Annotated in this window: 35 protein-coding genes; 32 read left to right on the plus strand and 3 right to left on the minus strand. The window is 52.3% G+C overall.

Annotated features, from left to right (window positions below; genetic code table 11):
- Nucleotides 1–147: 147 nt before the first annotated feature.
- Together H6G21_RS03345 and H6G21_RS03350 are read right to left on the minus strand one after the other, a co-directional pair.
- Nucleotides 148–2,856 carry a CHAT domain-containing protein gene (locus tag H6G21_RS03345; protein ID WP_190570547.1) on the minus strand — a complete coding sequence of 903 codons (2,709 nt, stop codon included), beginning with the start codon at nt 2,854–2,856 and terminating at the stop codon, nt 148–150.
- A 460-nt stretch (nt 2,857–3,316) separates the two neighbouring features.
- Complete coding sequence (locus H6G21_RS03350) at nt 3,317–4,123, minus strand: hypothetical protein (RefSeq protein WP_190570549.1); 807 nt, start codon at nt 4,121–4,123, stop codon at nt 3,317–3,319.
- A gap of 266 nt (nt 4,124–4,389) precedes the next feature.
- Here H6G21_RS03350 and H6G21_RS03355 point away from each other — a divergent pair, with 266 nt between their 5' ends.
- A complete protein-coding gene (locus H6G21_RS03355; RefSeq protein ID WP_190570551.1) occupies nt 4,390–5,160 on the plus strand; it encodes an HAD family hydrolase in 771 nt (256 codons plus the stop codon).
- A 134-nt stretch (nt 5,161–5,294) separates the two neighbouring features.
- Here H6G21_RS03355 and H6G21_RS03360 read toward each other — a convergent pair whose 3' ends face one another.
- The gene (locus H6G21_RS03360; protein WP_190570553.1) at nt 5,295–5,771 is read right to left on the minus strand and encodes an NAD(P)H-quinone oxidoreductase subunit N; all 477 of its coding nucleotides are present in this window, start codon (nt 5,769–5,771) and stop codon (nt 5,295–5,297) included.
- Between the two features lie 775 nt (nt 5,772–6,546).
- On the opposite strand from H6G21_RS03360, the gene rplC reads away from it, so the two are divergent.
- From rplC to H6G21_RS03515, 31 genes are all read left to right on the plus strand, one after another.
- Complete coding sequence (rplC, locus tag H6G21_RS03365) at nt 6,547–7,185, plus strand: 50S ribosomal protein L3 (protein WP_190570555.1); 639 nt, start codon at nt 6,547–6,549, stop codon at nt 7,183–7,185.
- A gap of 46 nt (nt 7,186–7,231) precedes the next feature.
- A complete protein-coding gene (gene rplD / locus H6G21_RS03370) occupies nt 7,232–7,867 on the plus strand; it encodes a 50S ribosomal protein L4 (protein ID WP_190570557.1) in 636 nt (211 codons plus the stop codon).
- Nucleotides 7,857–8,162: a 50S ribosomal protein L23 gene (locus tag H6G21_RS03375; RefSeq protein WP_190570560.1), complete on the plus strand. Its 306-nt coding sequence runs from the start codon at nt 7,857–7,859 to the stop codon at nt 8,160–8,162. The genes rplD and H6G21_RS03375 overlap by 11 nt, the downstream gene beginning before the upstream one ends.
- Nucleotides 8,163–8,184: 22 nt before the next feature.
- Nucleotides 8,185–9,048 carry a 50S ribosomal protein L2 gene (gene rplB, locus H6G21_RS03380; RefSeq protein ID WP_190570561.1) on the plus strand — a complete coding sequence of 288 codons (864 nt, stop codon included), beginning with the start codon at nt 8,185–8,187 and terminating at the stop codon, nt 9,046–9,048.
- A gap of 20 nt (nt 9,049–9,068) precedes the next feature.
- A complete protein-coding gene (gene rpsS / locus H6G21_RS03385) occupies nt 9,069–9,344 on the plus strand; it encodes a 30S ribosomal protein S19 (protein WP_190570563.1) in 276 nt (91 codons plus the stop codon).
- A 13-nt stretch (nt 9,345–9,357) separates the two neighbouring features.
- Nucleotides 9,358–9,720 carry a 50S ribosomal protein L22 gene (rplV, locus tag H6G21_RS03390; protein WP_190570565.1) on the plus strand — a complete coding sequence of 121 codons (363 nt, stop codon included), beginning with the start codon at nt 9,358–9,360 and terminating at the stop codon, nt 9,718–9,720.
- A gap of 25 nt (nt 9,721–9,745) precedes the next feature.
- A complete protein-coding gene (rpsC, locus tag H6G21_RS03395; protein WP_190570567.1) occupies nt 9,746–10,495 on the plus strand; it encodes a 30S ribosomal protein S3 in 750 nt (249 codons plus the stop codon).
- 74 nt (nt 10,496–10,569) lie between these two features.
- Nucleotides 10,570–11,001: a 50S ribosomal protein L16 gene (gene rplP / locus H6G21_RS03400; RefSeq protein WP_190570569.1), complete on the plus strand. Its 432-nt coding sequence runs from the start codon at nt 10,570–10,572 to the stop codon at nt 10,999–11,001.
- A 7-nt stretch (nt 11,002–11,008) separates the two neighbouring features.
- Nucleotides 11,009–11,227, plus strand: a complete 219-nt coding sequence (rpmC, locus tag H6G21_RS03405) for a 50S ribosomal protein L29 (RefSeq protein WP_190570571.1) — start codon at nt 11,009–11,011, stop codon at nt 11,225–11,227.
- Nucleotides 11,228–11,234: 7 nt separating this feature from the next.
- A complete protein-coding gene (gene rpsQ, locus H6G21_RS03410) occupies nt 11,235–11,483 on the plus strand; it encodes a 30S ribosomal protein S17 (RefSeq protein WP_190570573.1) in 249 nt (82 codons plus the stop codon).
- A gap of 14 nt (nt 11,484–11,497) precedes the next feature.
- Nucleotides 11,498–11,866, plus strand: coding sequence for a 50S ribosomal protein L14 (gene rplN, locus H6G21_RS03415; RefSeq protein WP_190570575.1), 369 nt, complete (start codon nt 11,498–11,500; stop codon nt 11,864–11,866).
- Nucleotides 11,867–12,184, plus strand: a complete 318-nt coding sequence (gene rplX, locus H6G21_RS03420) for a 50S ribosomal protein L24 (protein WP_190570577.1) — start codon at nt 11,867–11,869, stop codon at nt 12,182–12,184. It abuts the gene before it with no gap.
- 65 nt (nt 12,185–12,249) lie between these two features.
- Nucleotides 12,250–12,795 (plus strand): 50S ribosomal protein L5, encoded by a 546-nt coding sequence (rplE, locus tag H6G21_RS03425; RefSeq protein WP_190570579.1) that lies wholly within the window; start codon nt 12,250–12,252, stop codon nt 12,793–12,795.
- Nucleotides 12,796–12,817: 22 nt separating this feature from the next.
- A complete protein-coding gene (gene rpsH, locus H6G21_RS03430; protein ID WP_190570581.1) occupies nt 12,818–13,222 on the plus strand; it encodes a 30S ribosomal protein S8 in 405 nt (134 codons plus the stop codon).
- A gap of 23 nt (nt 13,223–13,245) precedes the next feature.
- A complete protein-coding gene (gene rplF, locus H6G21_RS03435; RefSeq protein ID WP_190570583.1) occupies nt 13,246–13,791 on the plus strand; it encodes a 50S ribosomal protein L6 in 546 nt (181 codons plus the stop codon).
- Between the two features lie 3 nt (nt 13,792–13,794).
- Nucleotides 13,795–14,157: a 50S ribosomal protein L18 gene (gene rplR, locus H6G21_RS03440; RefSeq protein WP_190570585.1), complete on the plus strand. Its 363-nt coding sequence runs from the start codon at nt 13,795–13,797 to the stop codon at nt 14,155–14,157.
- Between the two features lie 12 nt (nt 14,158–14,169).
- Nucleotides 14,170–14,691 (plus strand): 30S ribosomal protein S5, encoded by a 522-nt coding sequence (gene rpsE, locus H6G21_RS03445; RefSeq protein WP_190570587.1) that lies wholly within the window; start codon nt 14,170–14,172, stop codon nt 14,689–14,691.
- 21 nt (nt 14,692–14,712) lie between these two features.
- Nucleotides 14,713–15,159 carry a 50S ribosomal protein L15 gene (rplO, locus tag H6G21_RS03450; RefSeq protein WP_190570589.1) on the plus strand — a complete coding sequence of 149 codons (447 nt, stop codon included), beginning with the start codon at nt 14,713–14,715 and terminating at the stop codon, nt 15,157–15,159.
- A gap of 194 nt (nt 15,160–15,353) precedes the next feature.
- Nucleotides 15,354–16,658, plus strand: coding sequence for a preprotein translocase subunit SecY (gene secY, locus H6G21_RS03455; RefSeq protein WP_190570593.1), 1,305 nt, complete (start codon nt 15,354–15,356; stop codon nt 16,656–16,658).
- The gene (locus H6G21_RS03460) at nt 16,658–17,221 is read left to right on the plus strand and encodes an adenylate kinase (protein WP_190570595.1); all 564 of its coding nucleotides are present in this window, start codon (nt 16,658–16,660) and stop codon (nt 17,219–17,221) included. Before secY ends, H6G21_RS03460 begins: the two co-directional genes overlap by 1 nt.
- Nucleotides 17,222–17,512: 291 nt before the next feature.
- Nucleotides 17,513–17,740 carry a translation initiation factor IF-1 gene (gene infA / locus H6G21_RS03465; RefSeq protein ID WP_190570597.1) on the plus strand — a complete coding sequence of 76 codons (228 nt, stop codon included), beginning with the start codon at nt 17,513–17,515 and terminating at the stop codon, nt 17,738–17,740.
- Nucleotides 17,741–17,859: 119 nt separating this feature from the next.
- Nucleotides 17,860–17,973: a 50S ribosomal protein L36 gene (gene rpmJ / locus H6G21_RS03470; protein WP_190570599.1), complete on the plus strand. Its 114-nt coding sequence runs from the start codon at nt 17,860–17,862 to the stop codon at nt 17,971–17,973.
- Nucleotides 17,974–18,144: 171 nt separating this feature from the next.
- Nucleotides 18,145–18,525 carry a 30S ribosomal protein S13 gene (gene rpsM / locus H6G21_RS03475; RefSeq protein WP_190570601.1) on the plus strand — a complete coding sequence of 127 codons (381 nt, stop codon included), beginning with the start codon at nt 18,145–18,147 and terminating at the stop codon, nt 18,523–18,525.
- A gap of 41 nt (nt 18,526–18,566) precedes the next feature.
- Nucleotides 18,567–18,959, plus strand: coding sequence for a 30S ribosomal protein S11 (gene rpsK / locus H6G21_RS03480; protein ID WP_190570603.1), 393 nt, complete (start codon nt 18,567–18,569; stop codon nt 18,957–18,959).
- Between the two features lie 168 nt (nt 18,960–19,127).
- The gene (locus H6G21_RS03485) at nt 19,128–20,078 is read left to right on the plus strand and encodes a DNA-directed RNA polymerase subunit alpha (protein ID WP_190570605.1); all 951 of its coding nucleotides are present in this window, start codon (nt 19,128–19,130) and stop codon (nt 20,076–20,078) included.
- 79 nt (nt 20,079–20,157) lie between these two features.
- Nucleotides 20,158–20,508 carry a 50S ribosomal protein L17 gene (rplQ, locus tag H6G21_RS03490; protein ID WP_190570607.1) on the plus strand — a complete coding sequence of 117 codons (351 nt, stop codon included), beginning with the start codon at nt 20,158–20,160 and terminating at the stop codon, nt 20,506–20,508.
- Nucleotides 20,509–20,526: 18 nt separating this feature from the next.
- Nucleotides 20,527–21,381, plus strand: a complete 855-nt coding sequence (gene truA / locus H6G21_RS03495) for a tRNA pseudouridine(38-40) synthase TruA (protein WP_190570609.1) — start codon at nt 20,527–20,529, stop codon at nt 21,379–21,381.
- 49 nt (nt 21,382–21,430) lie between these two features.
- A complete protein-coding gene (gene rplM / locus H6G21_RS03500) occupies nt 21,431–21,883 on the plus strand; it encodes a 50S ribosomal protein L13 (protein WP_190570611.1) in 453 nt (150 codons plus the stop codon).
- A gap of 3 nt (nt 21,884–21,886) precedes the next feature.
- On the plus strand, nt 21,887–22,291 hold the full coding sequence (gene rpsI, locus H6G21_RS03505; RefSeq protein ID WP_190570612.1) for a 30S ribosomal protein S9: 405 nt from the start codon (nt 21,887–21,889) through the stop codon (nt 22,289–22,291).
- A gap of 142 nt (nt 22,292–22,433) precedes the next feature.
- A complete protein-coding gene (rpmE, locus tag H6G21_RS03510) occupies nt 22,434–22,646 on the plus strand; it encodes a 50S ribosomal protein L31 (protein ID WP_190570614.1) in 213 nt (70 codons plus the stop codon).
- 94 nt (nt 22,647–22,740) lie between these two features.
- Nucleotides 22,741–23,322, plus strand: coding sequence for a GNAT family N-acetyltransferase (locus tag H6G21_RS03515; RefSeq protein ID WP_242041624.1), 582 nt, complete (start codon nt 22,741–22,743; stop codon nt 23,320–23,322).
- The last annotated feature ends 97 nt before the right edge of the window (nt 23,323–23,419 follow it).

Here is a 23,419-nt window from a genome sequence, read left to right on the forward strand (position 1 = left end):
CCAACCCCATCTCGTCAATCACACCGGCCACAATCCCGCTGTGGTCAATATCTTGTACTCTAATTTCAGATGCATTCATGCATCAAAAATACAATAACTCTATGCCAAAACCTGCGGAATGTGGGTTGGACTGGGAAAAGGCCTAGACTACAGCGCCTGTAACTTTTTCCAGTCAGCGATCGCGGCCTCTGTCCAGAGCCAGTTTTGGCTTAAATTAGCCGGACTAAAGCGATCGGGATTAGCTTTCATCACTTGATCCCGTAGTTTAATCGCTTCGGCCTGGAGGCGTTTCTGTTCAGCGCCGGTCTTGGTCTGCGCGGTTTTGAAAGCACTGAGGGCTAATCCTGCATAGGCAGTCAGCGCTTCAGGAGAATTGGGCTGCTGAGCAGTTAGATTAGCAGCTTGGAACCAAGCATCGGTCGCTCGGGGTAAATCGACGGGGGCTAGCTTCCCTTCGGAGTAAAAGGCAAAGCCCAGTGCTATTTGATACAGCGGATTGTTGGGATCCTTTTGGGTTGTCATGCCCCAAAAACGCCGCACATCATCTAGGCTGTGATTGCCATTGGAGTTCTGTTGCCAAAATTGCCAGGACAGCCGTCCCCGCAAAAACAGAATGGGTGCAGTTTCTAATTGCTTGACTGAAGCGTTCTCCAAGGCAGCTTGGGCTTCTACTAGCGCCCCTTGATCGAGCAAGGCTGTTACCGCTTCCTGGGCTGGGCGCAAATTATTTTTGCTGAAGGATTGCTGGGCGATCGCGACAAGATTTGCCAGATTGGGCTGGGAATTATTGGGCTGGAGCGTGCTTGGGCTGGAAGGATTGCCTGGGGAGGGTTGAGGCGAACTTGCTGAAATGGAGGGCGTTGGTGGCGTGGGAGGCTTGGATCCTAAGCGACTCACAGCAACTCCAATGCCCAGTAAACTGGCCGCAGTAATGCCGATCGTGCCCAGCAATGCCTTAGATAGGGGCGGTCGAGACTCCTGCTGCTGGCCAAAATTGGCCCGATTTGCATGGTCTTGGCCCGTCTGGGGGCCGGTGTCTGGTGTCGCTGCGGGAGTCTGACCTAGGAGTTGTTGCAGGCGTGTAGGGGCATGGGCGTGGTTTGGCTCCAAGCGCAAGGCCATCTTATAGGCGGTCAGCGCTTCCGGTAGGTTGCCGTAGGCTTGAAAAGCAGTGCCCAGGTTGTAGTAGATTTCTCCGCAGTCCGGCGCAACCTTGAGGGCTTCTCCATAGGTTGCGATCGCTCCTGTCAAGTCTCCTTGTTGTTGGAGCACCTGTGCCATTTGATTCAATTCACGGGCTTTCTCGTTGGCGATCGCCGCGGTTGGCGCAGGAACAAGGCCACCATTGCCATTGCTAGAAGATGCATTGCCAGGTGGTTGCTGGGCTGTCTGCATCGATTGTGCTGAGGCAGTTACACTCCCGTTGCTGGAAAGTTCCTTGAACAGACCCGCAATTTCTGCCCGATCGGTTGCATAGTCCAGGTCGTCATCTAGGTTGATTTCTTCCACGAAATCCCCATTGATTAACTCACTGTTAATTAACTCACTATCTCCTAAGTCATGTTCTAAGCCGCTGACGGCAAAATGCTTAGCGGTTAGACCTGCGGGATCTAACTGGCCCAGGGAATCTAACTGCTCTGACTCCAAAAAGGCAGGATCGATGGAATCAACTGGACTGCCCCCCGATCGATCGCGACTGGCTGTCTGATGAGGCCGGAGATAGCCATCGAATTCCGGATGGAGATAGAGAATGGGTAACGCCCAATAAAGCTGGCTGGAACCGTAGGAGGATAGTAGCCCCTGTCTAGCCCGATTCAAGCTGAGGTCGATGGGATAGCGTTGCTTCAGATTGCGATAGAACAGGCGGCTGAGATTTAAGGCCACATCATCGGGAATCCGTTCTGCCATGGCCAGCACCGCAGGCACCCCCCGCTTCAACAGGGCATCGGCCAAATTATTGCTGTTATCTTCTCCGGCGGTGGCTCCATGCACCCCTCGGCAGGAGTTAAACACAGCCATCCGCACTCCGTTATTCACCAAGAGACCCGCTAAATCATCGCCATTGAGGACTTCCGTCAGCCCTGTTTTGTCATTGACGAGGTAGAGATCCCCCCCTGCACTGCCCAAGTTGCTGTGGCCTGCATAGTGCAAAATGTCGAAATGCCCCTGTTCTAGGGATTGCGTCAGTTGCTCCCGTCCCGGTTGGTCGAGAATTTGGAGTTCGATCGTAGGGCCATCAAAGCGACGATCCTGCTCTCGCTGAAGCTCAGCTTTCAAATGAACCGCTTCTTGGTGCAGTTGCAGCATTTCCTGATCCGTCGGTGCGGCCAATACCATCAGGATCCGTAGAGGCTGGTTTGGTTGAGTATTCGTAGAATGCAGAGAGAGTTTGCTGCCAACAGCGGTAAAGGCGGAATGGTAGCGAGAAAACACCACGTCGGTTCCGGTCGAGAGGGGCCGATCGCCCGCATGCAAGACTTCCCAAGGTAGCCTGGGTAAGCGATCGCCCTTCAATCCCAAACGTAACCGCAGAATATCCTGTTGATGCTGGGCAATCCCCTGGGCCACCATCCAACTGTCCCGCACGGTCCCTTGAAACAGCGCATTGTAGAGATCTTGCCCCAAGGTCACCAAATCCACCGAAGCGGGTTCTCCAGCCGGCCCAGATTGGCCGCGTCCTCGTAGTAACCCCAACAGAGGGTCATTCATCAACTGTCCTGCTTGCTGTAACCAGTCTCCTACGCGCCAAGAGACCAATTCTTCTGCCAAGGGAACTCCAGGGGAGACCCGCTCCGTTCTCACGAGATAGGTTTCCTCTTTAACAGGGGTGACGGACAGTGAGAATTCTTGGGTCACAGCCTTTTTTCTCCCAGTAATTCTAAACGTTCCATTGTCCCACCCCCTGATGCGAAACCTTCCGCTCCTACACTTCTGTTGTACTTATAGCGGTAAATTTGAGACTTGTCGAAGTCAATCTTATCTCCAATCTACGGAAATTCTGTGAACTCGGTCAGGCAGAGAGCCAGCTAAGTCAGGGTGAGACCTGATCTGAGGATCCGAGAAAGTACGCAGGCTTCAAAGAAACTTTGTAGTAACTTCATGGTTACTCTATGGAACTAGTCCCGAACCCTAGGTCGATGCTTAGTAAAGCGGAATGGTAGATGCACCCTGATTTCCACCTCCAACTCATGCCTAGTGGGTTGGGGGTTTTTTGTAGGAAGGAATGGATTGTCTACGGGATTACCCGGAACCTTGGGCGATGTGACTTCCCCCCGGAAGGTCATGTCCACGATCGCTTCGTCGCTCTGGCAGGCCGTTAAGCTTTGGCCATCCGGTTCGTCCGGAAGGTCACGTTCGATCCTTCCTGGGTTTGTTCTAGCACCAAAAGAGGCGTGGGTTTAGCCTTTTGATCCCAATGCATATTGGCGATGCGCCCCTGAATCGTTGGTTGCCAGGTATCGTTTTCATGCCCTGGGCTGAGAAAGGTTTCAATGCAATCAATGATTTGCCCGATCGTTTGGGATGTGGGTTGGGTAGGTAGCTTGAGAATTTTAATGCAGACGCGGAACAGCACACGCTTGGTTCCCTTGGGGGCATCCTGGGGCTCATATTCCACATCAAAGACTTCATCCACTTGTCGGCCGGTGCTGCTGGCAATGCCCAGTTCACCTTGGCTGGCTTGCTGTGGGCGCAGAGCCATGGTAATTCGATCTTTAACCTTAATTTTCATTTGGTTGACGATCGAGAAGTGGAAGACCTCTTCTGCCATCCGCATTCTGAGATAATCTAGATTAAATTCCCGTGAGTGAATTAAGTCCGGATTGCGCTCCATTTTGCCGATCGTATCGACCGCAAATTTATATTTTTTCTGGAGTTCCTGATTTTTCAAGAGTTCAAACCGGAGCTTTTTGTTCAGGCGACGGTACTGCAACGCGGAGGTCGCGCCCAGAATCACCAATAGCACTAATAACCCACCCGCAGTGTGCATCCACACTGGAGACGTTTGCAGACTGGCTGCCTGAGGGGAAGAACTAGCTGGCTGGGTTGTTGCGGTCTTAGGTTTGGTCGTTTTTGGGGCGGCCTGAGCAAGCCAGGTTCCCGTCGGGATAATCGGGACTGACATATTCACCACAGAATCACTATTTGGACAACGGGTTGAAACTATTAAGGGAGTATTCCCATAAAACTGTAGGGAACAACAATTAGAGAATCTATCCCTCATCAGAGGGGATTTTTGCCTCTATTGCTGACTCTATGTTACCTAATCGGTTCCAGCGAACTTGAGGGGATTGGACGACGGTAATTTCTCTTCAATCGTCGAATTCCCTAAAAATAGATCGGGCAGCAGTCCTTGTATTATCCAAGGGGTGGTATTTACAGGGGGGCTGTATGTTCCTAAGGCCGATCGCGCAGGCTCAGGGTGAGTTTTCTGCGATCCAATGTGTTGCAACGGATATGGATGGCACACTGACTCAACAGGGCAAATTCAGTCCAGCCCTGTTACAGGCATTTGAACGGTTGGCCGATCGCGCCATTCCTGTGGTGATTGTGACGGGTCGATCGGCGGGCTGGGTCAGTGCCATCAGTCATTACCTGCCCATTGCAGGGGCGATCGCGGAAAATGGGGGGCTGTTCTATCAGGGCGATCGTTCGGAATGGTTGGTGCCCATTTCAGACTTACAGAAGCATCGCCAAGCCTTGTCAGAGACCTTTGCAGCCTTGCAATCTCACTTTCCCCAGCTTCAGGAATCGTCAGACAATCGCTTTCGGCTCACAGATTGGACGTTTGATGTGCAAGGGCTTTCCCGTCAGCAGTTGCAAGCCCTAAGCCAATGCTGCGAGGCCCAGGGATGGACGATGGTCTACAGCACTGTGCAATGTCATATTAAACTTCCAAAACAAAGTAAATTGCAGGGCTTGCAGCAAGTTTTGCGGCTGGCGTTTCCGACGATCGACCCCCAGCAGGTGGTTACGGTTGGGGACAGCCCCAATGATGAAAGCTTGTTCCAGATGCCGCTTTCTGTGGGTGTGGCTAATGTGCAGCATTATGTTGATCAATTGTCCCAGCTCCCCCAGTTTGTCACCCAGGCAGAGGAAGGGGCGGGGTTCTGTGAACTGGTGGAGCTGATGATGTCTGGTGAAGCGCAATCTGCAAAATAAACACGAGCACAAAAGTACGAACAAAAAAATACCAGCACAAAACAGCCTCTCCTGTTCTAGAAGAGGCTGTTTTCATACTTTAATCTGCACCTCAATTAATCTGCACCTAAATTTTTACCCCAAGCAAACAGAGGCTAAGCAGCAGCTAAGGTTTCTTTTAACGGAGTCCAACGGAAAGACCGATCGCCTCCCAGTTCAACAACGACTTTAACGCGCGGATCCAGCTTAGGCAGGTTCGCCAAAAAGTCTAATTCTTCGTTGGACAAAATATTACCTTCGATAATCCAGAGCAAGAGTCCCTTGCACTTGGGCGGCAGGCTAGCCAACTGGGTTTCGATAATCGGAGGGATAAAGTAGCGATAGCCGACTGCGGGGTCGGAGGTTGCACTTTTTTTGCCGAGGTGAGGTGGACGTACCCCATGGACGCCCGTCAGGTACATGGCCACATCGCCCAAGCCCCGTGCCGTCAGACTGAGGGAAACGTATCCCTTCGATCGGATGCGGCGACGATAGCGACCTTCAAAGCCCCCTTCTAGTGGGACATAGACGCCCAGTGCACCATGGGACTCCAAATCTCGGATTAGTTTGCCGCCAGTCGTAATTAGTGCCATATCAATAAGCTTTAATACCCACTGCACTCTAGTCTAATCGTTCTTGCAGCGATTTCATCGCCCTTGTTCACCCGAGGCCATAGAATTATCTAGTGTCCACAGTTCCTAGCTTCTCAATAGATGTCTAGATATCTCCTTAGGTATTTTTGGCTGGGCTTAGATAGCTTGCTCGATCGCTAGATAGATATAGATTTAGTGTTGAGAGTTTGGCTCTAGCTTTGTCCGAGAGCCCCAGGCGAGATGCCCGGAAAAAGATCCAGAAAATTTTGTGTCTTGCTAGACAGAACTGAACACCTTAGGTAGAATGTTTAATTGTCGTGATTTTACGGCGCAGCTTGTTTCCCGCCCACCTTTGCGGTACTGAAACTCTCAGCATCATGGCTTTTCGGTACGTGTAGCACAGGTTCGCACCCGTGATGAGAGGAAACAGCGTGAGGTTAGCTTCAGGCAATTGTTTGAAGTTTTCTGAGGAAGGGTAAATCCCTTCACTACTTGGAAGGACTCCTTTCTGGTTTGGATACTGAGCAGCTTGCTGTTTAAGTCCACTGGAACTGACTGTCGGAGTGATTCAGCGCCTTTTGTGAGGTGCGTCTATCGCCTGAAGATGGAGTGATCAAGTTTGTAGAGGTAGCCTCCTATATTATTTGGAGGTTGTTTCTGCGTGTGCGCGATCGGTGGAATTTAATTCTTCCGAGCGTGCTGTTTTGTCCAGGGTAAGTTGTGTGCTGCAACCGCTGCCCAGTACGGGATGTTTAGTTAAAGGAGACCCGACATCGTGGCTGTTGGAATTCTCGGCACAAAGCTTGGGATGACCCAAGTATTTGATGAGGCAGGGAGAGCAATCCCTGTCACAGTGATTCAGGCAGGTCCCTGCCCGATTACTCAAGTTAAGACCAAAGAAACTGATGGGTATGTGGCACTTCAGTTTGCTTACGGCGATGTGAAGGAAAAGAACCTGAGCAAAGCTGAAAAGGGTCACCTGAAAAAATCTGAATCGGCTCCTCTGCGTCATCTGACGGAGTGTCGTTTGAAGGATGTGTCCGGCTACGAATTAGGTCAAGCACTAACCGTTGAGCAATTTGAGTCTGGCCAATTGGTAGATGTAATCGGAACCAGCATTGGTCGTGGCTTCGCAGGTTATCAAAAGCGCCATAACTTCAAGCGTGGACCCATGGCGCACGGTTCTAAGAACCACCGTCTGCCCGGTTCGACCGGTGCAGGTACAACTCCCGGTCGGGTTTTTCCTGGTAAGCGGATGGCCGGTCAGTACGGGAACGAGCAAGTCACGGTGAAAAAGCTGACCGTGGTGCGTGTCGATAGCGATCGCAACCTGCTGTTGGTGAAAGGTGCGATTCCTGGCAAACCCGGTGGCTTGGTGAAAATCGTTCCGGCCAAATTGGTTGGTGGTAAGTAAGCGAGGCGATCGTCAAGTCTGACGAAACGAGACAGGAGATAAAACAATGGTTGATTGTGTCGTGAAAGACTGGCAAGGCGCAGATAAAGGCAACGCCTCGCTGGATCTCAAAGTTGCAAAAGAAGAAAGCGCAGCTCATATCGTGCACCGCGCCCTAGTTCGTCAATTGGCCAATGCTCGGCAAGGGACTGCCTGCACCAAGACTCGTTCTGAAGTCAGTGGGGGTGGCCGCAAGCCTTGGCGTCAAAAGGGAACGGGTCGTGCTCGGGCAGGTTCTAACCGTTCTCCCCTGTGGCGCGGCGGTGGTGTGATCTTCGGGCCGAAGCCTCGGGATTACAGCCAGAAGATGAACCGCAAGGAGCGTCGGTTAGCTCTGCGTACCGCATTGCAAAGCCGCGTGGCTGACTTGATTGCGGTAGAAGATTTTGCGGCTAATTTAGAGCGTCCCAAGACCAAAGAAGTGTTGGCTGCGTTCCAACGCTGGGGCGTAGAAGCGGATTCCAAGGTGCTGTTGATTGTTTCTGAGCGCCAAGAAAACGTTTGGTTGTCGGTTCGGAACGTAGAGCGGGTGCGGATTATTTCTGCAAGCAACCTGAACGTGTATGACATTTTGGCTGCGGATCAAATCGTAGCGACTGCATCTGCGATCGCAAAAATTCAGGAGGTTTACGGTGACGACTAACTTTAACCCCCGTGATTTGGCGGATTTGATCCGTCGCCCGATTATCACTGAGAAGGCCACGGTTGCGCTGGAAAACAATCAGTACACCTTCGAAGTTGATCCCAAGGCCAAGAAGCCGGAAATTAAGGCCGCTGTTGAGTTTTTGTTCGACGTTAAAGTGACTGGGATCAGCACCCAGAACCCGCCGTACAAATCTCGTCGCGTTGGTCGCTTTGCAGGTCGGAAGCCGCACTACAAAAAAGCGATCGTGACGCTGGCGGAAGGGGATTCCATCACCCTGTTCCCCGAAGTTTAGTCAGCAGTTGAGAGAGTGAACTATGGGTATTCGGAACTATCGCCCCTACACCGCAGGTACTCGCGATCGTAGCGTGGCGGATTTTAAAGAAGTTACCAAGAGCGAACCCGAAAAGTCGCTGGTTGTTTCCATCCACCGTTCTAAGGGTCGGAACAACCGTGGGGTCATCACCTGCCGTCATCGCGGCGGTGGTCACAAAAAGCTGTACCGCATCATTGACTTCAAGCGGGACAAGCAAGGGATCCCCGCTAAAGTTGTGGCGATCGAATACGATCCCAACCGCAACGCTCGGATTGCGCTGCTGCACTACCAAGATGGTGAGAAGCGCTATATCCTTCATCCCGTTGGCTTAGAAGTTGGTGCGACGGTTGTTTCTGGCGAAGGTTCGCCGATCGAAGTCGGTAATGCAATGCCGTTGTCTGCGATTCCCCTAGGGACGATCGTGCATAACGTCGAGCTCTATCCCGGTCGTGGTGGCCAGATGGTGCGTTCCGCAGGTGCGGGTGCCCAAGTCGCTGCAAAAGATGGCGATTACGTCACCCTGAAGTTGCCTTCCACGGAAGTTCGCATGGTGCGCCGTAATTGCATGGCCACGATTGGTCAAGTCGGCAACACCGAGCACCGCAACCTGACCCTGGGTAAAGCGGGTCGGACTCGCCATCGCGGTCGTCGTCCCGAAGTTCGGGGTAGCGTCATGAACCCCGTAGATCACCCCCACGGTGGTGGTGAAGGTCGGGCTCCCATCGGTCGTTCTGGCCCTGTTACGCCTTGGGGTAAACCGGCTCTGGGTAAGAAGACCCGTAAGAAGAAGAAACTCAGCAGTGCGCTGATTGTTCGTCGTCGCCGTAAGTCGTCCAAGCGTGGACGCGGCGGTCGTGAGTCATAAGTTAAAGGGAGAACTCGGAAATGTCTCGTTCATTGAAGAAAGGCCCCTTTGTTGCCGACCACCTGCTGCGTAAGGTTGAGGCGGCGAAGGCCAAAAATGATAACTCCGTCATCAAAACCTGGTCTCGGGCATCCACCATTTTGCCCAACATGATCGGTCTGACGATCGCCGTACACAACGGCAAAACCCACGTCCCCGTCTACGTGTCGGAACAAATGGTGGGTCACAAACTGGGTGAATTTGCTCCCACCCGTACCTTTAAGGGGCACGGTGCTGATAAGAAGGCGCGTCGCTAAGGAGACCTGAGCTATGGCAGTTGCACTACAACCCAATGAAGCGAAAGCGACCGCGAAATATATCCGCATGTCTCCCCGTAAGGTGCGTCGTGTGTTGGATCAAATTCGAGGCCGCTCCTACCGGGAAGCGTTGATTATCCTGGAATTTATGCCCTACCGCGCCTGTGAACCGATTCTCAAGGTTCTGCGGTCTGCGGCAGCCAATGCGGAACACAATATGGGAATCGATCGGGCGTCCCTGACGGTGGCCCAAGCCTTTGCAGACATGGGGCCTTCCCTCAAGCGGTTCCGTCCTCGTGCCCAAGGTCGTGCTTATCAAATTCGTAAACCGACTTGCCACATCACAATCACCGTGGCACCCGGTGCAGAAGACTAAGTAGACATCGCAAGAGGATAAAACCGTGGGACAAAAGATTCATCCAAATGGCTTACGCCTAGGCATTATTAAAGAGCACCGCTCTCGCTGGTTCGCTGATTCCAATCGCTACCCAGCCTTGCTGCAAGAGGATCACAAAATTCGGGAGTTTTTCACGAAGAATCCTCTTAACCTCGCTAACCTGAATAAGCCCGGTATTTCCGATATTCGGATTGAGCGTAAGGCGGATCAAATTGATCTGGAAATTCGCACCTCCCGTCCTGGGGTCGTGGTAGGTCGTGGCGGTTCTGGGATTGAAGAACTGCGCACCAAACTACAAAAGGTTCTAGGTGGCGATCGGCAGATTCGCATCAACGTTGTGGAAGTGTCCCGCGTCGATGCCGATGCAGCCCTGATTGGGGAATACATCGCAGAACAGCTGGAGCGTCGGGTTTCCTTCCGTCGTGTGGTTCGTCAAGCTATCCAACGCGCTCAACGGGCTGGGGTTGAAGGGATCAAAATCCAAGTCAGTGGCCGTCTGAACGGTGCGGAAATCGCCCGTCCGGAGTGGACTCGGGAAGGTCGTGTGCCCCTGCATACCCTGCGGGCGGATATCGACTACTGCTATTGCACTGCGCAAACCATCTACGGAACCCTTGGCATTAAGATTTGGGTGTTCAACGGTGAGCGTATTCCTGGCCAAGAAATTGTTGAAGCTGCTCCCACAAACCAGCAGCCTCGCCGTCGCCAACAGCGTCGTCGTCAGCAGTTTGAAGATCGTTCTAACGAAGGTTAATTGAGGCTTGGGAACTCTGACCCATTCCGCCAGAGTTCTCTCCTCCCTCCCTCGTCCTTTGTAGGTAAGCAAAGATGTTAAGTCCAAGAAGAACTAAGTTCCGCAAACAGCAACGCGGACGGATGAGCGGTCTGGCGACCCGTGGTAGCAGCCTCAACTTCGGAGAATTTGGTCTGCAAGCTACGGAATGTAGCTGGATTACCTCCCGTCAGATTGAAGCTAGCCGTCGTGCCATGACCCGCTATATCCGCCGGGGTGGTAAGATTTGGATCCGTATTTTCCCAGATAAGCCTGTGACGGCTCGACCCGCAGAAACCCGGATGGGTTCCGGTAAAGGTGCTCCAGAATACTGGGTAGCGGTTGTGAAGCCAGGTCGGATTTTGTTTGAAATTGCGGGTGTTCCCGAAGAAGTGGCACGGGAAGCCATGCGTCTTGCTCAGTACAAACTGCCGATCAAGACCAAGTTTATTACACGTCCCACATCAGCTGCTGAGACGGAGGGTTAATCAAGCTATGTCTCTTCCTAATATTGAAGATGCACGCAAGCTCAGCGATCAGGAGCTTGAAGATCAAATTCTGGCTGTGAAACGGCAATTGTTCGAACTCCGTTTCAAGAAAGGTACCCGCCAGCTAGAGAAGCCCCACGAGTTCAAGCATGCAAAGCATGAACTGGCGCAACTGATGACCGTGGAGCGGGAGCGTCAAATCAAGGCAGCAACTGAAGCGGAGTAGGGTTCCAATGGCAGTCAAACAGAGAGTTGGTTTAGTCGTTAGCGACAAAATGGACAAGACCGTAGTGGTGGCAGTGGAAAACCGCGCTGCTCACCCGAAGTACGGCAAAATCGTTGTCCGCACCAAGCGCTACAAAGCACATGATCAAGAGAACAAGTGCAAAGTGGGCGATCGCGTGCGCATCGAGGAAACTCGACCCCTCAGCCGTACCAAGCGCTGGGCTGTGGTTGACATCCTGACTACTGCTCAAAGCTAGAGAGGGATAGCGTCATGATTCAACAGGAAACTTATTTGAATGTGGCGGATAACAGCGGCGCTCGGAAGCTGATGTGTATTCGTGTTGTGGGTGGTGGAAACCGCCGTTACGCTGGGGTTGGCGATGTTATCGTAGCCGTAGTTAAGGATGCTACGCCCAACATGGGCGTGAAAAAATCCGATGTGGTTAAGGCGGTTGTGGTGCGTACCCGCAAAACCCTGCGTCGTGATAGCGGTATGAGTATCCGCTTTGATGACAACGCAGCGGTCATCATCAACAATGATGGCAACCCACGGGGAACTCGTGTATTTGGGCCAGTGGCTCGTGAGCTGCGCGATAAGAACTTCATGAAGATTGTCTCGCTGGCTCCGGAGGTACTGTAAATGGCGAAAATCCACGTTAAAACCGGTGACACCGTTCAGGTGATCTCAGGTAAAGATAAGGGCAAAATCGGCGAAGTGATTAAGGCACTCCCCGGTGCAAGCCAAGTTGTTGTGCAAGGCGTGAATATCCGGACGAAGCACGTCAAGCCTCAGCAAGAAGGCGAATCTGGGCAAATCCAAACCAGCGAAGCCCCCATCCATAGCTCCAAAGTGATGCTGTATTCCACCAAGGAAAAAACAGCTAGCCGCGTCTGCTACACCATCAAAGATGGTAAGAAAGTGCGCATGCTGAAGAAGACGGGCGAAATCATTGATTAGTCCCCCGACGAACAACCATTGACCTAAGCTTCCCTGACCAAGCCCAGGGAAAGGATTTTGAAGGTATGACACAACGTCTGAAGACCACTTACAACGAGAAAGTTGTTCCGAAGTTAATGGAACAATTTCAGTACAAGAACATTCACCAAGTGCCTAAGCTCGTGAAGGTTACGGTGAACCGGGGGTTAGGCGAAGCATCCCAGAATGCTAAAGCATTGGAAGCTTCCATCAATGAAATTGCGATCATCACCGGTCAACGCCCGGTTGTCACCCGAGCCAAGAAAGCGATCGCAGGTTTCAAGATTCGGCAAGGTATGCCCGTAGGGGTCATGGTGACCCTGCGTTCTGAGCGGATGTATGCCTTCATGGATCGCTTGATCAACCTAGCATTGCCCCGGATTCGTGACTTCCGTGGGATTAGCCCGAAGAGCTTTGATGGCCGTGGAAACTACACCTTGGGTCTGCGGGAGCAGCTGATCTTCCCTGAAGTGGAATATGACAGCATTGATCAGATTCGAGGGATGGATATCTCGATCATTACGACCGCTGGTACGGACGAAGAAGGTCGAGCCCTGCTGAAGGAATTCGGAATGCCCTTCCGCGAGAATTAATCGGTTTCATCAAGAGGAAACTATGGCAGTTAACGACACCATTGCAGATATGTTGACGCGCATCCGAAATGCCGGATTGGCCCGTCATGAAACCACCGAAGTGCCAGCAACCAAGATGACCCGTAGCATTGCTCAGGTTCTCAAGGCGGAAGGGTTTATCGGTGAATTTGAAGAAGCCGGTGAAGGTGTACAAACCAATCTGGTAATTACGCTGAAGTACAAAGGCAAAAATCGCAGCAAGCCGCTGATCACCAACCTGAAGCGGGTGAGCAAGCCTGGTCTGCGTGTCTACTCCAATTGTAAGGATCTACCCAAGGTGCTGGGTGGAATTGGGGTCGCTGTGATCTCAACCTCCAGCGGCATCATGACCGATCGGGAGGCACGCAAAGCGGGCGTCGGTGGCGAAGTGCTTTGCTACGTGTGGTAATTCGTCATCGAGGTGATTAGCTAATGTCGCGTATTGGAAAGCGTCCAATTAATCTTCCCGCTAAGGTAACCGTCACCATTGACGGTCAAACCATTACGGTAAAAGGGCCGAAGGGCGAACTAACCCGCACCCTCGTGCCAGAAGTGACGGTGACCCAGGACGGGGATACCCTCATCGTCGCTCGTAAAGATGACTCCCGCGTTGCCCGTCAGCGCCACGGTCTCAGCCGTACCCTTGTTGCCAACATGGTGGAAGGGGTTTCCCAAGGCTTCCAGCGCAAACTGGAAATCCAAGGGGTCGGTTACCGGGCTGCGGTTCAGGGACAAAACTTGAACCTGAGCATGGGCTACAGCCATCCTGTGAACATCGTGCCCCCCACAGGGATTACCTTTGCGGTGGAAAATAACACGAACGTCACGGTGAGTGGGATTGACAAAGAAGTAGTCGGCAACACGGCTGCCAAGATTCGTGCAGTCCGTCCGCCAGAACCTTACAAAGGTAAGGGTATCCGATACGCTGGTGAGGCTGTCCGGCGCAAAGTTGGTAAGACTGGTGGTAAGAAGAAGTAAGCCATGAAAGCAAGTCGTAAAGAATTAACCCGTCGTCGCCATGCCCGGATTCGCCGAGCGTTGGCCGGAACGTCTGATCGTCCTCGGATGGCTGTTTTTCGCTCCCGCGAAAACATCTATGTGCAAGTGATTGATGACACGACCCACAGTACTCTGGTGTCTGCCTCGACCGTTGATCCAGAACTGAGGGACAAAGTGGAGAATGGCGCAAACTGTGCCGCTGCTAGCGAAGTGGGTAAGTTAGTTGCTCAGCGTGCATTGGCAAAGGGAATTCAGCAAGTGGTCTTCGATCGCGGTGGTAATCTCTACCACGGTCGCGTCGCAGCCCTAGCTGATGCAGCCCGTGAAGGCGGTCTAGATTTCTAAAAGAGGCAAACAATGGCGAAAGGTCGTAAAAATACCAAAGCCCGGGAAGAGAAGTCCGACTGGCAAGAGCGGGTCGTGCAAATTCGTCGGGTGACCAAAGTGGTCAAGGGCGGTAAAAAGCTGAGTTTCCGGGCGATCGTGATCGTCGGTAACGAAAAAGGTCAGGTTGGCGTTGGCGTGGGTAAGGCCAGCGATGTCATCGGCGCTGTCAAAAAAGGCGTTGTAGATGGCAAGAAGCACCTCGTAGAAGTACCCCTCACCAAGTCCAGTTCCATTCCCCACCCCTCCTCTGGGCGATCGGTGGGTGCAAAGGTTCTGATGCGTCCAGCGGCTCCTGGTACAGGGGTAATTGCTGGAGGTGCAGTGCGGACGGTACTGGAACTCGCAGGCGTGAAAAACGTGCTCGCGAAGCAGTTGGGCTCCAACAACCCTCTGAACAATGCCCGTGCCGCCTTGGAAGCCCTAGATTCCCTACGCACCTTCCAACAGGTTGCTGAGGAGCGTGGCATTTCCCTCGAGCAAATTTACTCCTAGTTCTAAGAGAGGATAATCACGATGAGACTCGCTGATGCACAACCCCAAAAGGGTTCGACAAAGCGCGCCCGTCGCGTCGGTCGTGGTATCGCTGCTGGCCAAGGTGCGAGTTGTGGGTTTGGTATGCGGGGTCAAAAGTCTCGCTCGGGCCGTCCGACTCGCCCCGGTTTTGAAGGGGGTCAAACTCCTCTCTACCGTCGCCTGCCCAAACTGAAGGGTTTTCCGCTGATCAATCGCAAGGTGTTTACGATTGTCAACTTGGAAGACCTCTCCGGGCTAGCCGCTAACAGCGAAGTCACCCTGGCAAGCTTGCTAGAAGCTGGCATCCTGACTCAGGATGACGGCCCCCTGAAAGTTTTGGGGACTGGTGAGCTGAGCGTGGCACTGAACGTAAAAGCTGCTGCATTTACGGCTTCTGCTAAGGAAAAAATCGAAGCTGCCGGTGGCAGTTGCGAAGTAGAAGCCTAAACCGTTATCTCCAAATTGCTTTAGGGACGTTCGATCGAACGTCCCTAAAATTTGTGAATTCATAACATAATCGATTATGCAAGGTATCCTCCACAGCTCAATCGCCATGGAAATTCTCATGGTTCAGTTGGGGAGGATTGGTGCTTCTCTTAAAATGAGCATTCAATCGGCAGTTGGTTGAGAGGAATTCCCTTATGGTCGTTAATCGCGATAAGGCTCCTACCGCACAGGAAACTTTCATGCAGATGGCGCAGGCAGCAGGACTGAGAGGTCGCTTGCTCTTGACGATCGGTCTGTTGGTTCTATTGCGGTTGGGCATTTTCATTCCAGTTCCAGGCATCGATCGCACTCGATTTAGTGAACTGTTTTCCAATAGTGGGGTTTTAAACTTCCTAGACCTGTTTGCGGGCGGGGGGTTAAAAACCTTGGGAGTCTTTGCCCTAGGGATTATTCCCTACATCAACGCTTCGATTATTCTGCAACTGTTGACCGCCGCCATCCCCAAGCTGGAAGACTTGCAAAAAAACGAAGGGGAGGCGGGACGTCGAAAAATTTCCCAGATTACCCGCTACGTGGCATTGGGCTGGGCAATTATTCAAAGTACAATTCTCACGTTTGGTCTTTTGCAGCCGGTTGCTCAAAATTGGGGGCCCTTCTTCGTCCTTGAAACCGTGCTGACCCTGACCGCCGGTTCGATGTTTGTCATGTGGGTCGGAGAACTGATTACAGAACGCGGCATTGGTAATGGGGCGTCTTTGCTGATTTTTCTCAACATTGTTTCCACATTACCCCAGTCCCTGGGCAAAACCTTTGAACTGCTGCAAACCGGAAGTCGAGAATCCGTGGGTGGCGCGATCGTCCTGCTCTTGGTATTCCTGGCCATGGTGGTGGGAATTGTCTTTGTTCAAGAGGGCACTCGCCGGATTCCGATCATTTCGGCCCGTCGCCAGGTGGGTCGTCGTACCTATCTAGAAAAAAGCAGCTACCTGCCCCTGCGTTTAAATCAGGGGGGGGTGATGCCAATTATTTTTGCCTCAGCGGTCTTAAGTTTCCCCAGTTTGCTAGCTGGTGCCTTTAAGGATCAGGGCATTAGTAACTTTATCGGTACCTATCTACGGCCTGGTAGCATTGTCTACGACATCATCTATTTGTTGATGATTCTGTTTTTCAGTTATTTCTATGCCTCTCTGGTGATTCAGCCCGATGAGATGTCGAAGAACCTGAAGAAAATGGGAGCCAGCATTCCCGGTATTCGTCCTGGTAAGGCGACCACCGACTACGTAGAAAAGGTGCTGAATCGCCTTACTTTCCTGGGGGCTATCTTCTTAGGAGTGGTTGCGATCGTTCCCACCGCTGTAGAAAGTGCGACCCGCGTTCCCACCTTCCAAGGGTTTGGGGCCACTTCCTTGTTGATTCTGGTCGGCGTGGCGATTGACACAGCGAAACAGATTCAAACCTATGTCATTTCTCAGCGTTACGAAGGGATGGTGAAACAATAGTGACACGGTTGATTTTTCTCGGTGCACCCGGTGCTGGTAAAGGCACACAGGCCAAGTTGCTCGCGGAATCTCAGGGCATTCCCCATATTTCTACCGGGGATATCCTGCGAGCCGCAGTCGCCCATCAAACCCCACTGGGGGTCAAAGCCAAACAGTATATGGATGCTGGGGAACTGGTGCCCGATAGCCTGGTCATTGACCTGATTCGGGAGCGACTTCAGGAACCCGACGCCCAAAAAGGTTGGATTCTTGATGGGTTTCCCCGTAATGAACCCCAAGCGGGTTTTCTAGACACCTTGCTCCAAGAAATCCACCAGGAATGCGATCGGGTGATCAATCTGGATGTTCCGGATGAGGTGGTGGTGCAGCGTCTGGTTAAGCGGGGCGAAGACAGTGGGCGCTCTGATGACAACGAAGCCACCATTCGTCGTCGTCTCGATGTGTACCGAGAACAAACCGCGCCGCTAATTGCCTTTTATCAGACTAAAAACGCTTTAGTGACGATCGATGGGAACCAAAGCATGGACGCTGTCACAGCAGCTTTGAAAGCCGCCGTTGCTTAGGCCCCTGAAACGGGTTGGGGATCGTGCCACCTGCCCTGTCCAGCGGTAGTGTAGTGCGATCCCCACTTTTGTCCCGACCCAGTCTTCGGGATGAAATAAGCTAGACTCAAAAAGCGATTGCCGTCATCAATCCTTTGCAACCAAGACGCAAAAGCCACAATCAGCATTCAAGCCAGATCCCGAAAGCTCAGGGTTCACGAACAGACTAATTTGTGATTACATGGGTTAGTTTTTCGGTTAGTTGTTTAGGTTGTTGTTGCCTTTCTTCATTATTTTTCCCAGGAGGAACCATTGTCTAAAGAAGATTTAATCGAAATGGAAGGAACTGTCGTAGATTCGCTCCCCAATGCAATGTTTCGGGTTGATCTAGACAATGGCTTTAACGTTCTAGCTCATATTTCCGGAAAGATTCGTCGCAACTACATCAAGATTCTTCCGGGCGATCGGGTCAAAGTGGAATTGTCTCCCTACGACTTGAATAAAGGGCGGATCACCTACCGATTGAAAAATAAGAGATAGGTCAATGGATGGGAAGTCCTTGGCTTCCTGTTGCATTGACTCAGGTTTATTAAAAAATATTTGACAAATGACTAGTTAACTTGGTAGGATGTCGTGTTTGTAGTGTCGTCAAAAGAAGCATGAAAGTTCGAGCTTCTGTTCGCCGTATGTGCGACAAGTGCCGCGTGATTCGTCGTCGCGGTCGCGTGATGGTTATTTGCGAAAACCCCAAGCATAAACAGCGTCAAGGTTAAGCAAGCCGCCAGGTCAGCCCCGCCTTCGGGGAGTAGCCTGGATTGAACGCAAAACTCAAGAGGTGTGCCCACTGTGTGTCCTAATCTCACGTAAGGAATTGGCAGTGCTCGGCATTCCCCGTCCAGATGGACATGTTTAGTGTGAATTAAGCAGATTTAGGGAGAACGAGTGTGGCGCGGATTGCTGGTGTAGACCTGCCTCGCGATAAGCGAGTAGAAATTGGTCTGACATATATTTACGGAATTGGCTTGACCCGCTCCAAGGAAGTGCTGGCGAAGACCGGGATTAATCCCGATACTCGCGTCAAAGAACTCAGCGATGCTGAAGTGGCTGCACTTCGGGAAGCGGTCGAAGGTGGGTATCAGATCGAAGGGGATCTGCGCCGCTGGGAAGCCATGAATATCAAGCGTCTCATGGACATCGGAACCTATCGGGGCCGTCGTCATCGTCTTGGATTACCGGTGCGCGGGCAACGGACGCGTACCAATGCTCGGACTCGCCGAGGCGGTCGTCGTACCGTTGCTGGTAAGAAGAAGGCACCGAAGAAGTAATTCCTCATTGGAAAACGTTGTCTAGTTTAGTCGCTTGAAAAATGGCAAAACCAAATCGTAGAACGGGTGCGCGGAAGGTTAAGAAGAATATTCCAACCGGTGTAGCGCACATTCAGTCCACCTTCAACAACACGATCGTAACAATTTCAGATACCCAGGGAGAAACTGTTTCTTGGGCATCCGCTGGGTCTAGCGGCTTTAAAGGCGCTAAGAAGGGAACCCCCTTTGCGGCTCAGACTGCGGCAGAAAATGCAGCCCGTCGAGCCATCGACTGTGGGATGCGGCAGATTGAAGTGATGGTGAGTGGCCCTGGCTCCGGTCGGGAAACCGCAATTCGGGCACTTCAGGGCGCTGGCTTAGAAATCACCCTGATCCGTGACGTAACGCCCATTCCTCACAATGGTTGTCGTCCTCCGAAGCGTCGTCGCGTGTAACCTTGTGTGGATTGTCGCTCAGAGCGTGCTGAGAATCCAGTTGATTAAGTTTGTGACACGCAAGGTTGTCAAGCTCATTTCTCAGAGCGCGTCTAGTATAAATTCACATTTTGTTTGGAGCGTTCAGCTCTACTTGCCTCCCAAAGCAGTTTCAAAGGAAGGGTCTCCGTGGCACAGTTTCAGGTTGAGTGTGTAGAAACCAGCACTGACAAAGATCAGAGTCAATACAGTCGGTTTATCTTAGAACCCCTTGAGCGTGGTCAGGGTTCGACGGTCGGTAATGCATTGCGTCGGGTGTTGCTTTCTAACTTGGAAGGTGCGGCCATTATTGCAGTACGCATTGCTGGCGTCAGCCATGAGTTTTCGACAATCCCCGGGGTTCGAGAGGATGTTCTGGATATTCTTCTCAATATGAAGAAGGTTGTTCTGAAAACCTACTCGGCTCAACCCCAGATTGGGCGTTTGTTAGTGCAAGGTCCGGCAACTGTAACCGCTGGCCATTTTGACCTACCCTCCGAAGTCGAAATCGTCTCTCCTGATCAGTACATTGCCACCGTAGCTCCGGGGCATACGCTGGAAATGGAGTTTCGGATTGAGCGGGGTAAGGGCTACCGCGGGGTCGATCGGATTCGAGATGAAGCCGTGTCCTTGGATTTTCTCCAACTGGATTCTGTGTTTATGCCCGTTCGTAAAGTCAACTACACTGTAGAAGATGCCCGGGCGGGTGGCGCGATTGATCGCGATCGCTTGATCATGGAAGTCTGGACCAACGGTAGTTTGACGCCCCAGGAAGCCCTCAGCCAAGCGGCGAATATCCTGGTTGACCTGTTCAATCCCCTGAAAGATGTCAACTTTGAAGCCGTTGAGACCGATATTGATGCTGATGAGCATCCTGAAAGCCAAATTCCGATTGAAGAATTGCAGCTTTCCGTTCGGGCTTATAACTGCTTGAAACGCGCCCAGATCAATTCCGTGGCAGATCTCTTGGATTACACCCAGGAAGATCTATTGGAGATCAAAAACTTTGGGGCTAAGTCTGCTGAAGAGGTTGTGGAAGCGCTCCAAGAACGCTTGGGAATTACCCTTCCAAAGGAAAAGTCTTCTAAGTCTAGTAGCTAGATTTAGGCTGGCGTTAGGCTTGATCACCGGTCAAGTCTTTTTGCTGCAATGTTGTTCTGTAGTCGATTAGGTTGAGACAATGCGTCACCGTTGTAAGGTTCCCCAATTGGGAAGACCAGCGGATCAGCGCAAGGCACTGCTGCGTGCCCTGACGACTGAACTGATTCGTAACGGTCGGATCACGACCACCAAAGCCCGCGCCCAAGCTGTTCGCTCTGAAGCTGAACATATGATTACGCTGGCCAAGGATGGTTCCTTAGCTGCCCGTCGGCAAGCTTTGGGATATATGTATGACAAGCAGCTTGTCCATGCTCTGTTTGAGCAAGCGGGTGAGCGCTATGGTAACCGGAATGGTGGTTACACTCGCATTCTGCGAACGGTCTCCCGTCGGGGAGACAATGCTCAGATGGCGATCATTGAGCTGGTTTAATTCAGCGCATCCAACGTCATGGTGAAGGCTGCTGCTGATCTAGATAACCAACGAGTTGCCCTTGTGGTGCAATACCTGGGAACTCATTTCTATGGTTGGCAGCGCCAGCTCAACCAACGAACGGTGCAGGAAGAGTTAGAGACGGCGATCGCGGCGGTTCTCTCCCAAAAGCGGGTGGTGATCCATGCCGCAGGACGGACGGATACCGGTGTTCATGCCGCAGCTCAGGTGGTGCATTTCGATGCCCAAACCTACATTCCTGCCCATCGCTGGATGGGAATTCTCAACCGTCGATTACCTGCTGATATTGTCATCCGTGCGGCTGTTCCCGTTCCAGCCACCTGGCATGCTCGATTCTCGGCAACCTATCGGCGCTACCGTTATACCTTGTATACGGCTTCCCGTCCCAATCTGTTTGTTGCACCCTTGGCTTGGCATTACTACCATGAGCCTCTAGATCATGAGCGGATTCAGAAAGCATTGGATCCCTTAGTCGGTCGCCATCACTTAGCTGCGTTCCACCGTGCAGGGTCTAAGCGCCCCCACTCCTGGGTGGATGTACAGGAAGCCTTTTGCAAGCGCCAAGGGGATTTTCTGACCATTGAGGTGCAGGCTAGTGGTTTTCTGTATGGCATGATGCGTCTCCTGGTGGGGCTGCTCGTGCAGGTGGGACGTGGCGATCGCACCCCAGAGGAATTCACGGAATTGTGGATGTCGGAACGCCGCGAGGATGTGAAATACGCCGCTCCGCCCCAAGGTTTGTGTTTACTTCGCGTGGGTTATGACGACAATCCTTTCCCGCCGGAAGCCTGGTTTGATACACAGCCACAGTTGGTTTTGCCGCCTGAAAAACCAGATGTTTGGATGAGCTAATCGTTTCGTATGAGCTAACAGGTATTCACTGTTTTGAAATCCTAGAGCAATGGAAAAGACCTATCTCCCCTCTCAAGATGCTGAGCGCAATTGGTACGTCGTGGATGCGGCGGATCAGCGCCTGGGTCGCCTCGCTAGCGAAGTGGCACGGGTCCTGCGTGGTAAGAATAAGCCCAACTACACGCCTTCGATGGATGTGGGTGATTTTGTAATTGTGATTAACGCTGAGAAAATCGCTGTAACGGGTAAGAAGCGCTCTCAGAAGCTCTATCGTCGCCACTCCGGTCGCCCCGGTGGGATGAAGGTAGAAACCTTTGAAAAGCTGCAAAATCGCTTGCCTGAGCGGATTATTGAAAAAGCGGTCAAGGGAATGCTGCCGAAAACCTCCTTGGGTCGCCAGTTGTTTACCAAGTTGAAGGTATACGCCGGAGCCGATCATCCCCATGCGGCTCAAAAGCCTGAAGTGCTGACGATCAACACGATTCCTGGAGGAGAAGGTTAAGCCATGGCAGAACAAGATCGCGCAATGTATCAAGGAACCGGTCGTCGCAAGTCGGCGATCGCTCGGGTGCGGATCGTTCCCGGTAGTGGCCAAATTGTCATCAATGGCAAGCCCGGTGAAGAGTATCTGCAAGGCAATCCTGACTATCTGGCAGCGGCCAAAGCGCCCCTGGAAACCTTGGGTTTGGAAAATGACTACGACGTGTTGGTCAACGCCCATGGTGGTGGTTTGACCGGCCAAGCTGATGCTATCAAGATGGGTGCGGCTCGGGCTCTGTGCCAATTGGATCCGGAAAACCGTTCTCCTTTGAAGAAGGAAGGTTTACTGACCCGGGATCCTCGGGCGAAGGAACGTCGCAAGTACGGTCTGCGCAAAGCTCGGAAAGCGCCTCAGTACTCCAAGCGCTAATTTTGGGCGGATGGAGGTGCGTTCTTCGGAGGGCACCTTTGTCTTTCAGCCGTTCTGGGGATGGGCAGCTTTTCAATCCTGCCTTGACCTAAACCCTCGATAGAAGTGTCAAAATAGTTTGTAGAAGATTGGAGCGATCGCAATGCCGAAGCCTGGAATTCATCCCCAATGGCACGCCGAAGCCAAAGTAGTTTGTAACGGCGAAGAAGTTATGGTTGTGGGTTCGACCAAGCCCAACATGAATGTTGATGTCTGGTCTGGTAACCACCCCTTCTTCACCGGAACCCAAAAGATTATCGACACCGAAGGTCGAGTCGATCGGTTCATGCGGAAGTATGGCATGAAGCAAAAATAGCTTCGGGCCTGAACTTTGGAAATCTCGCCTTCTTTGGGGGCGGGATTTCTGCGTTTATGGAGAGTTTGGCAATCTACTCAGCGGCAAGTTCTTTTTGCACCAATCTACTCAGCCCATCCCCGCAATGACGATCGAACTTTTGCCCTTAACGCCCCAGTATTCAGACAGCCTTTGGGAAATGCTGATGTATGCGGCCCATGAACCGTCGATCGCCGCTGTGCAGCAGCAAGCTTGCCTAGTCAGGTATGGGGCAGATTGGGGGCGATCGGGGGATTTGGGAGTGGTTGCGATCGGCCAAGGCCAAGCGATCGGGGCCGTCTGGTTGCGGTTAGGGTCGCCCAGTGATCCGGGGTTTGGCTGGGTGGCTGAGGGGATTCCCGAATTGGTGATGGGGGTACATCCCGATCGACGCAATCAAGGGATTGGCACCCAACTTCTGGCAAAATTACTGGAGATGGCTCGCCACAACTATCCAGCGATTTGCCTCAATGTACGGGCAGAGAATCCCGCAATTCGACTGTATCAACGGTTTGGTTTTATACGAGTGGAAGGCAGTGACGTGATTAATCGAGTCGGAGGAGTTTCCTTCAATATGATCTGCGACTTAGCCGATCCTGAAGACTTAGCCCATTCTGGAACCCGTTATCCCTTGACCGCGATGCCTGGGAAGCGATAGATGACGGGGTTGTTCACCCCCAACTCCCACGATCGGACAAGCTGACTGAATCCCCTGAATTGAATTTCAGGTTCCACTACGGTTAATGAAGGAGGGT

This window comes from Alkalinema sp. FACHB-956 (assembly GCF_014697025.1).
Lineage (GTDB): Bacteria > Cyanobacteriota > Cyanobacteriia > Leptolyngbyales > Leptolyngbyaceae > Alkalinema.

What these genes read in the sequence shown, in the direction of transcription:
- H6G21_RS03350 (WP_190570549.1), bottom strand. Translation starts at nt 4,123, where the DNA reads ATGTCAGTCCCGATTATCCCGACGGGAACCTGGCTTGCTCAGGCCGCC.
- H6G21_RS03355 (WP_190570551.1), top strand. Translation starts at nt 4,390, where the DNA reads ATGTTCCTAAGGCCGATCGCGCAGGCTCAGGGTGAGTTTTCTGCGATC.
- H6G21_RS03360 (WP_190570553.1), bottom strand. Translation starts at nt 5,771, where the DNA reads ATGGCACTAATTACGACTGGCGGCAAACTAATCCGAGATTTGGAGTCC.
- rplD (WP_190570557.1), top strand. Translation starts at nt 7,232, where the DNA reads ATGGTTGATTGTGTCGTGAAAGACTGGCAAGGCGCAGATAAAGGCAAC.
- rplB (WP_190570561.1), top strand. Translation starts at nt 8,185, where the DNA reads ATGGGTATTCGGAACTATCGCCCCTACACCGCAGGTACTCGCGATCGT.
- rpsS (WP_190570563.1), top strand. Translation starts at nt 9,069, where the DNA reads ATGTCTCGTTCATTGAAGAAAGGCCCCTTTGTTGCCGACCACCTGCTG.
- rplV (WP_190570565.1), top strand. Translation starts at nt 9,358, where the DNA reads ATGGCAGTTGCACTACAACCCAATGAAGCGAAAGCGACCGCGAAATAT.
- rplP (WP_190570569.1), top strand. Translation starts at nt 10,570, where the DNA reads ATGTTAAGTCCAAGAAGAACTAAGTTCCGCAAACAGCAACGCGGACGG.
- rpmC (WP_190570571.1), top strand. Translation starts at nt 11,009, where the DNA reads ATGTCTCTTCCTAATATTGAAGATGCACGCAAGCTCAGCGATCAGGAG.
- rpsQ (WP_190570573.1), top strand. Translation starts at nt 11,235, where the DNA reads ATGGCAGTCAAACAGAGAGTTGGTTTAGTCGTTAGCGACAAAATGGAC.
- rplN (WP_190570575.1), top strand. Translation starts at nt 11,498, where the DNA reads ATGATTCAACAGGAAACTTATTTGAATGTGGCGGATAACAGCGGCGCT.
- rplX (WP_190570577.1), top strand. Translation starts at nt 11,867, where the DNA reads ATGGCGAAAATCCACGTTAAAACCGGTGACACCGTTCAGGTGATCTCA.
- rplE (WP_190570579.1), top strand. Translation starts at nt 12,250, where the DNA reads ATGACACAACGTCTGAAGACCACTTACAACGAGAAAGTTGTTCCGAAG.
- rpsH (WP_190570581.1), top strand. Translation starts at nt 12,818, where the DNA reads ATGGCAGTTAACGACACCATTGCAGATATGTTGACGCGCATCCGAAAT.
- rplF (WP_190570583.1), top strand. Translation starts at nt 13,246, where the DNA reads ATGTCGCGTATTGGAAAGCGTCCAATTAATCTTCCCGCTAAGGTAACC.
- rplR (WP_190570585.1), top strand. Translation starts at nt 13,795, where the DNA reads ATGAAAGCAAGTCGTAAAGAATTAACCCGTCGTCGCCATGCCCGGATT.
- rpsE (WP_190570587.1), top strand. Translation starts at nt 14,170, where the DNA reads ATGGCGAAAGGTCGTAAAAATACCAAAGCCCGGGAAGAGAAGTCCGAC.
- rplO (WP_190570589.1), top strand. Translation starts at nt 14,713, where the DNA reads ATGAGACTCGCTGATGCACAACCCCAAAAGGGTTCGACAAAGCGCGCC.
- secY (WP_190570593.1), top strand. Translation starts at nt 15,354, where the DNA reads ATGGTCGTTAATCGCGATAAGGCTCCTACCGCACAGGAAACTTTCATG.
- rpmJ (WP_190570599.1), top strand. Translation starts at nt 17,860, where the DNA reads ATGAAAGTTCGAGCTTCTGTTCGCCGTATGTGCGACAAGTGCCGCGTG.
- rpsK (WP_190570603.1), top strand. Translation starts at nt 18,567, where the DNA reads ATGGCAAAACCAAATCGTAGAACGGGTGCGCGGAAGGTTAAGAAGAAT.
- rplQ (WP_190570607.1), top strand. Translation starts at nt 20,158, where the DNA reads ATGCGTCACCGTTGTAAGGTTCCCCAATTGGGAAGACCAGCGGATCAG.
- truA (WP_190570609.1), top strand. Translation starts at nt 20,527, where the DNA reads ATGGTGAAGGCTGCTGCTGATCTAGATAACCAACGAGTTGCCCTTGTG.
- rplM (WP_190570611.1), top strand. Translation starts at nt 21,431, where the DNA reads ATGGAAAAGACCTATCTCCCCTCTCAAGATGCTGAGCGCAATTGGTAC.
- rpsI (WP_190570612.1), top strand. Translation starts at nt 21,887, where the DNA reads ATGGCAGAACAAGATCGCGCAATGTATCAAGGAACCGGTCGTCGCAAG.
- rpmE (WP_190570614.1), top strand. Translation starts at nt 22,434, where the DNA reads ATGCCGAAGCCTGGAATTCATCCCCAATGGCACGCCGAAGCCAAAGTA.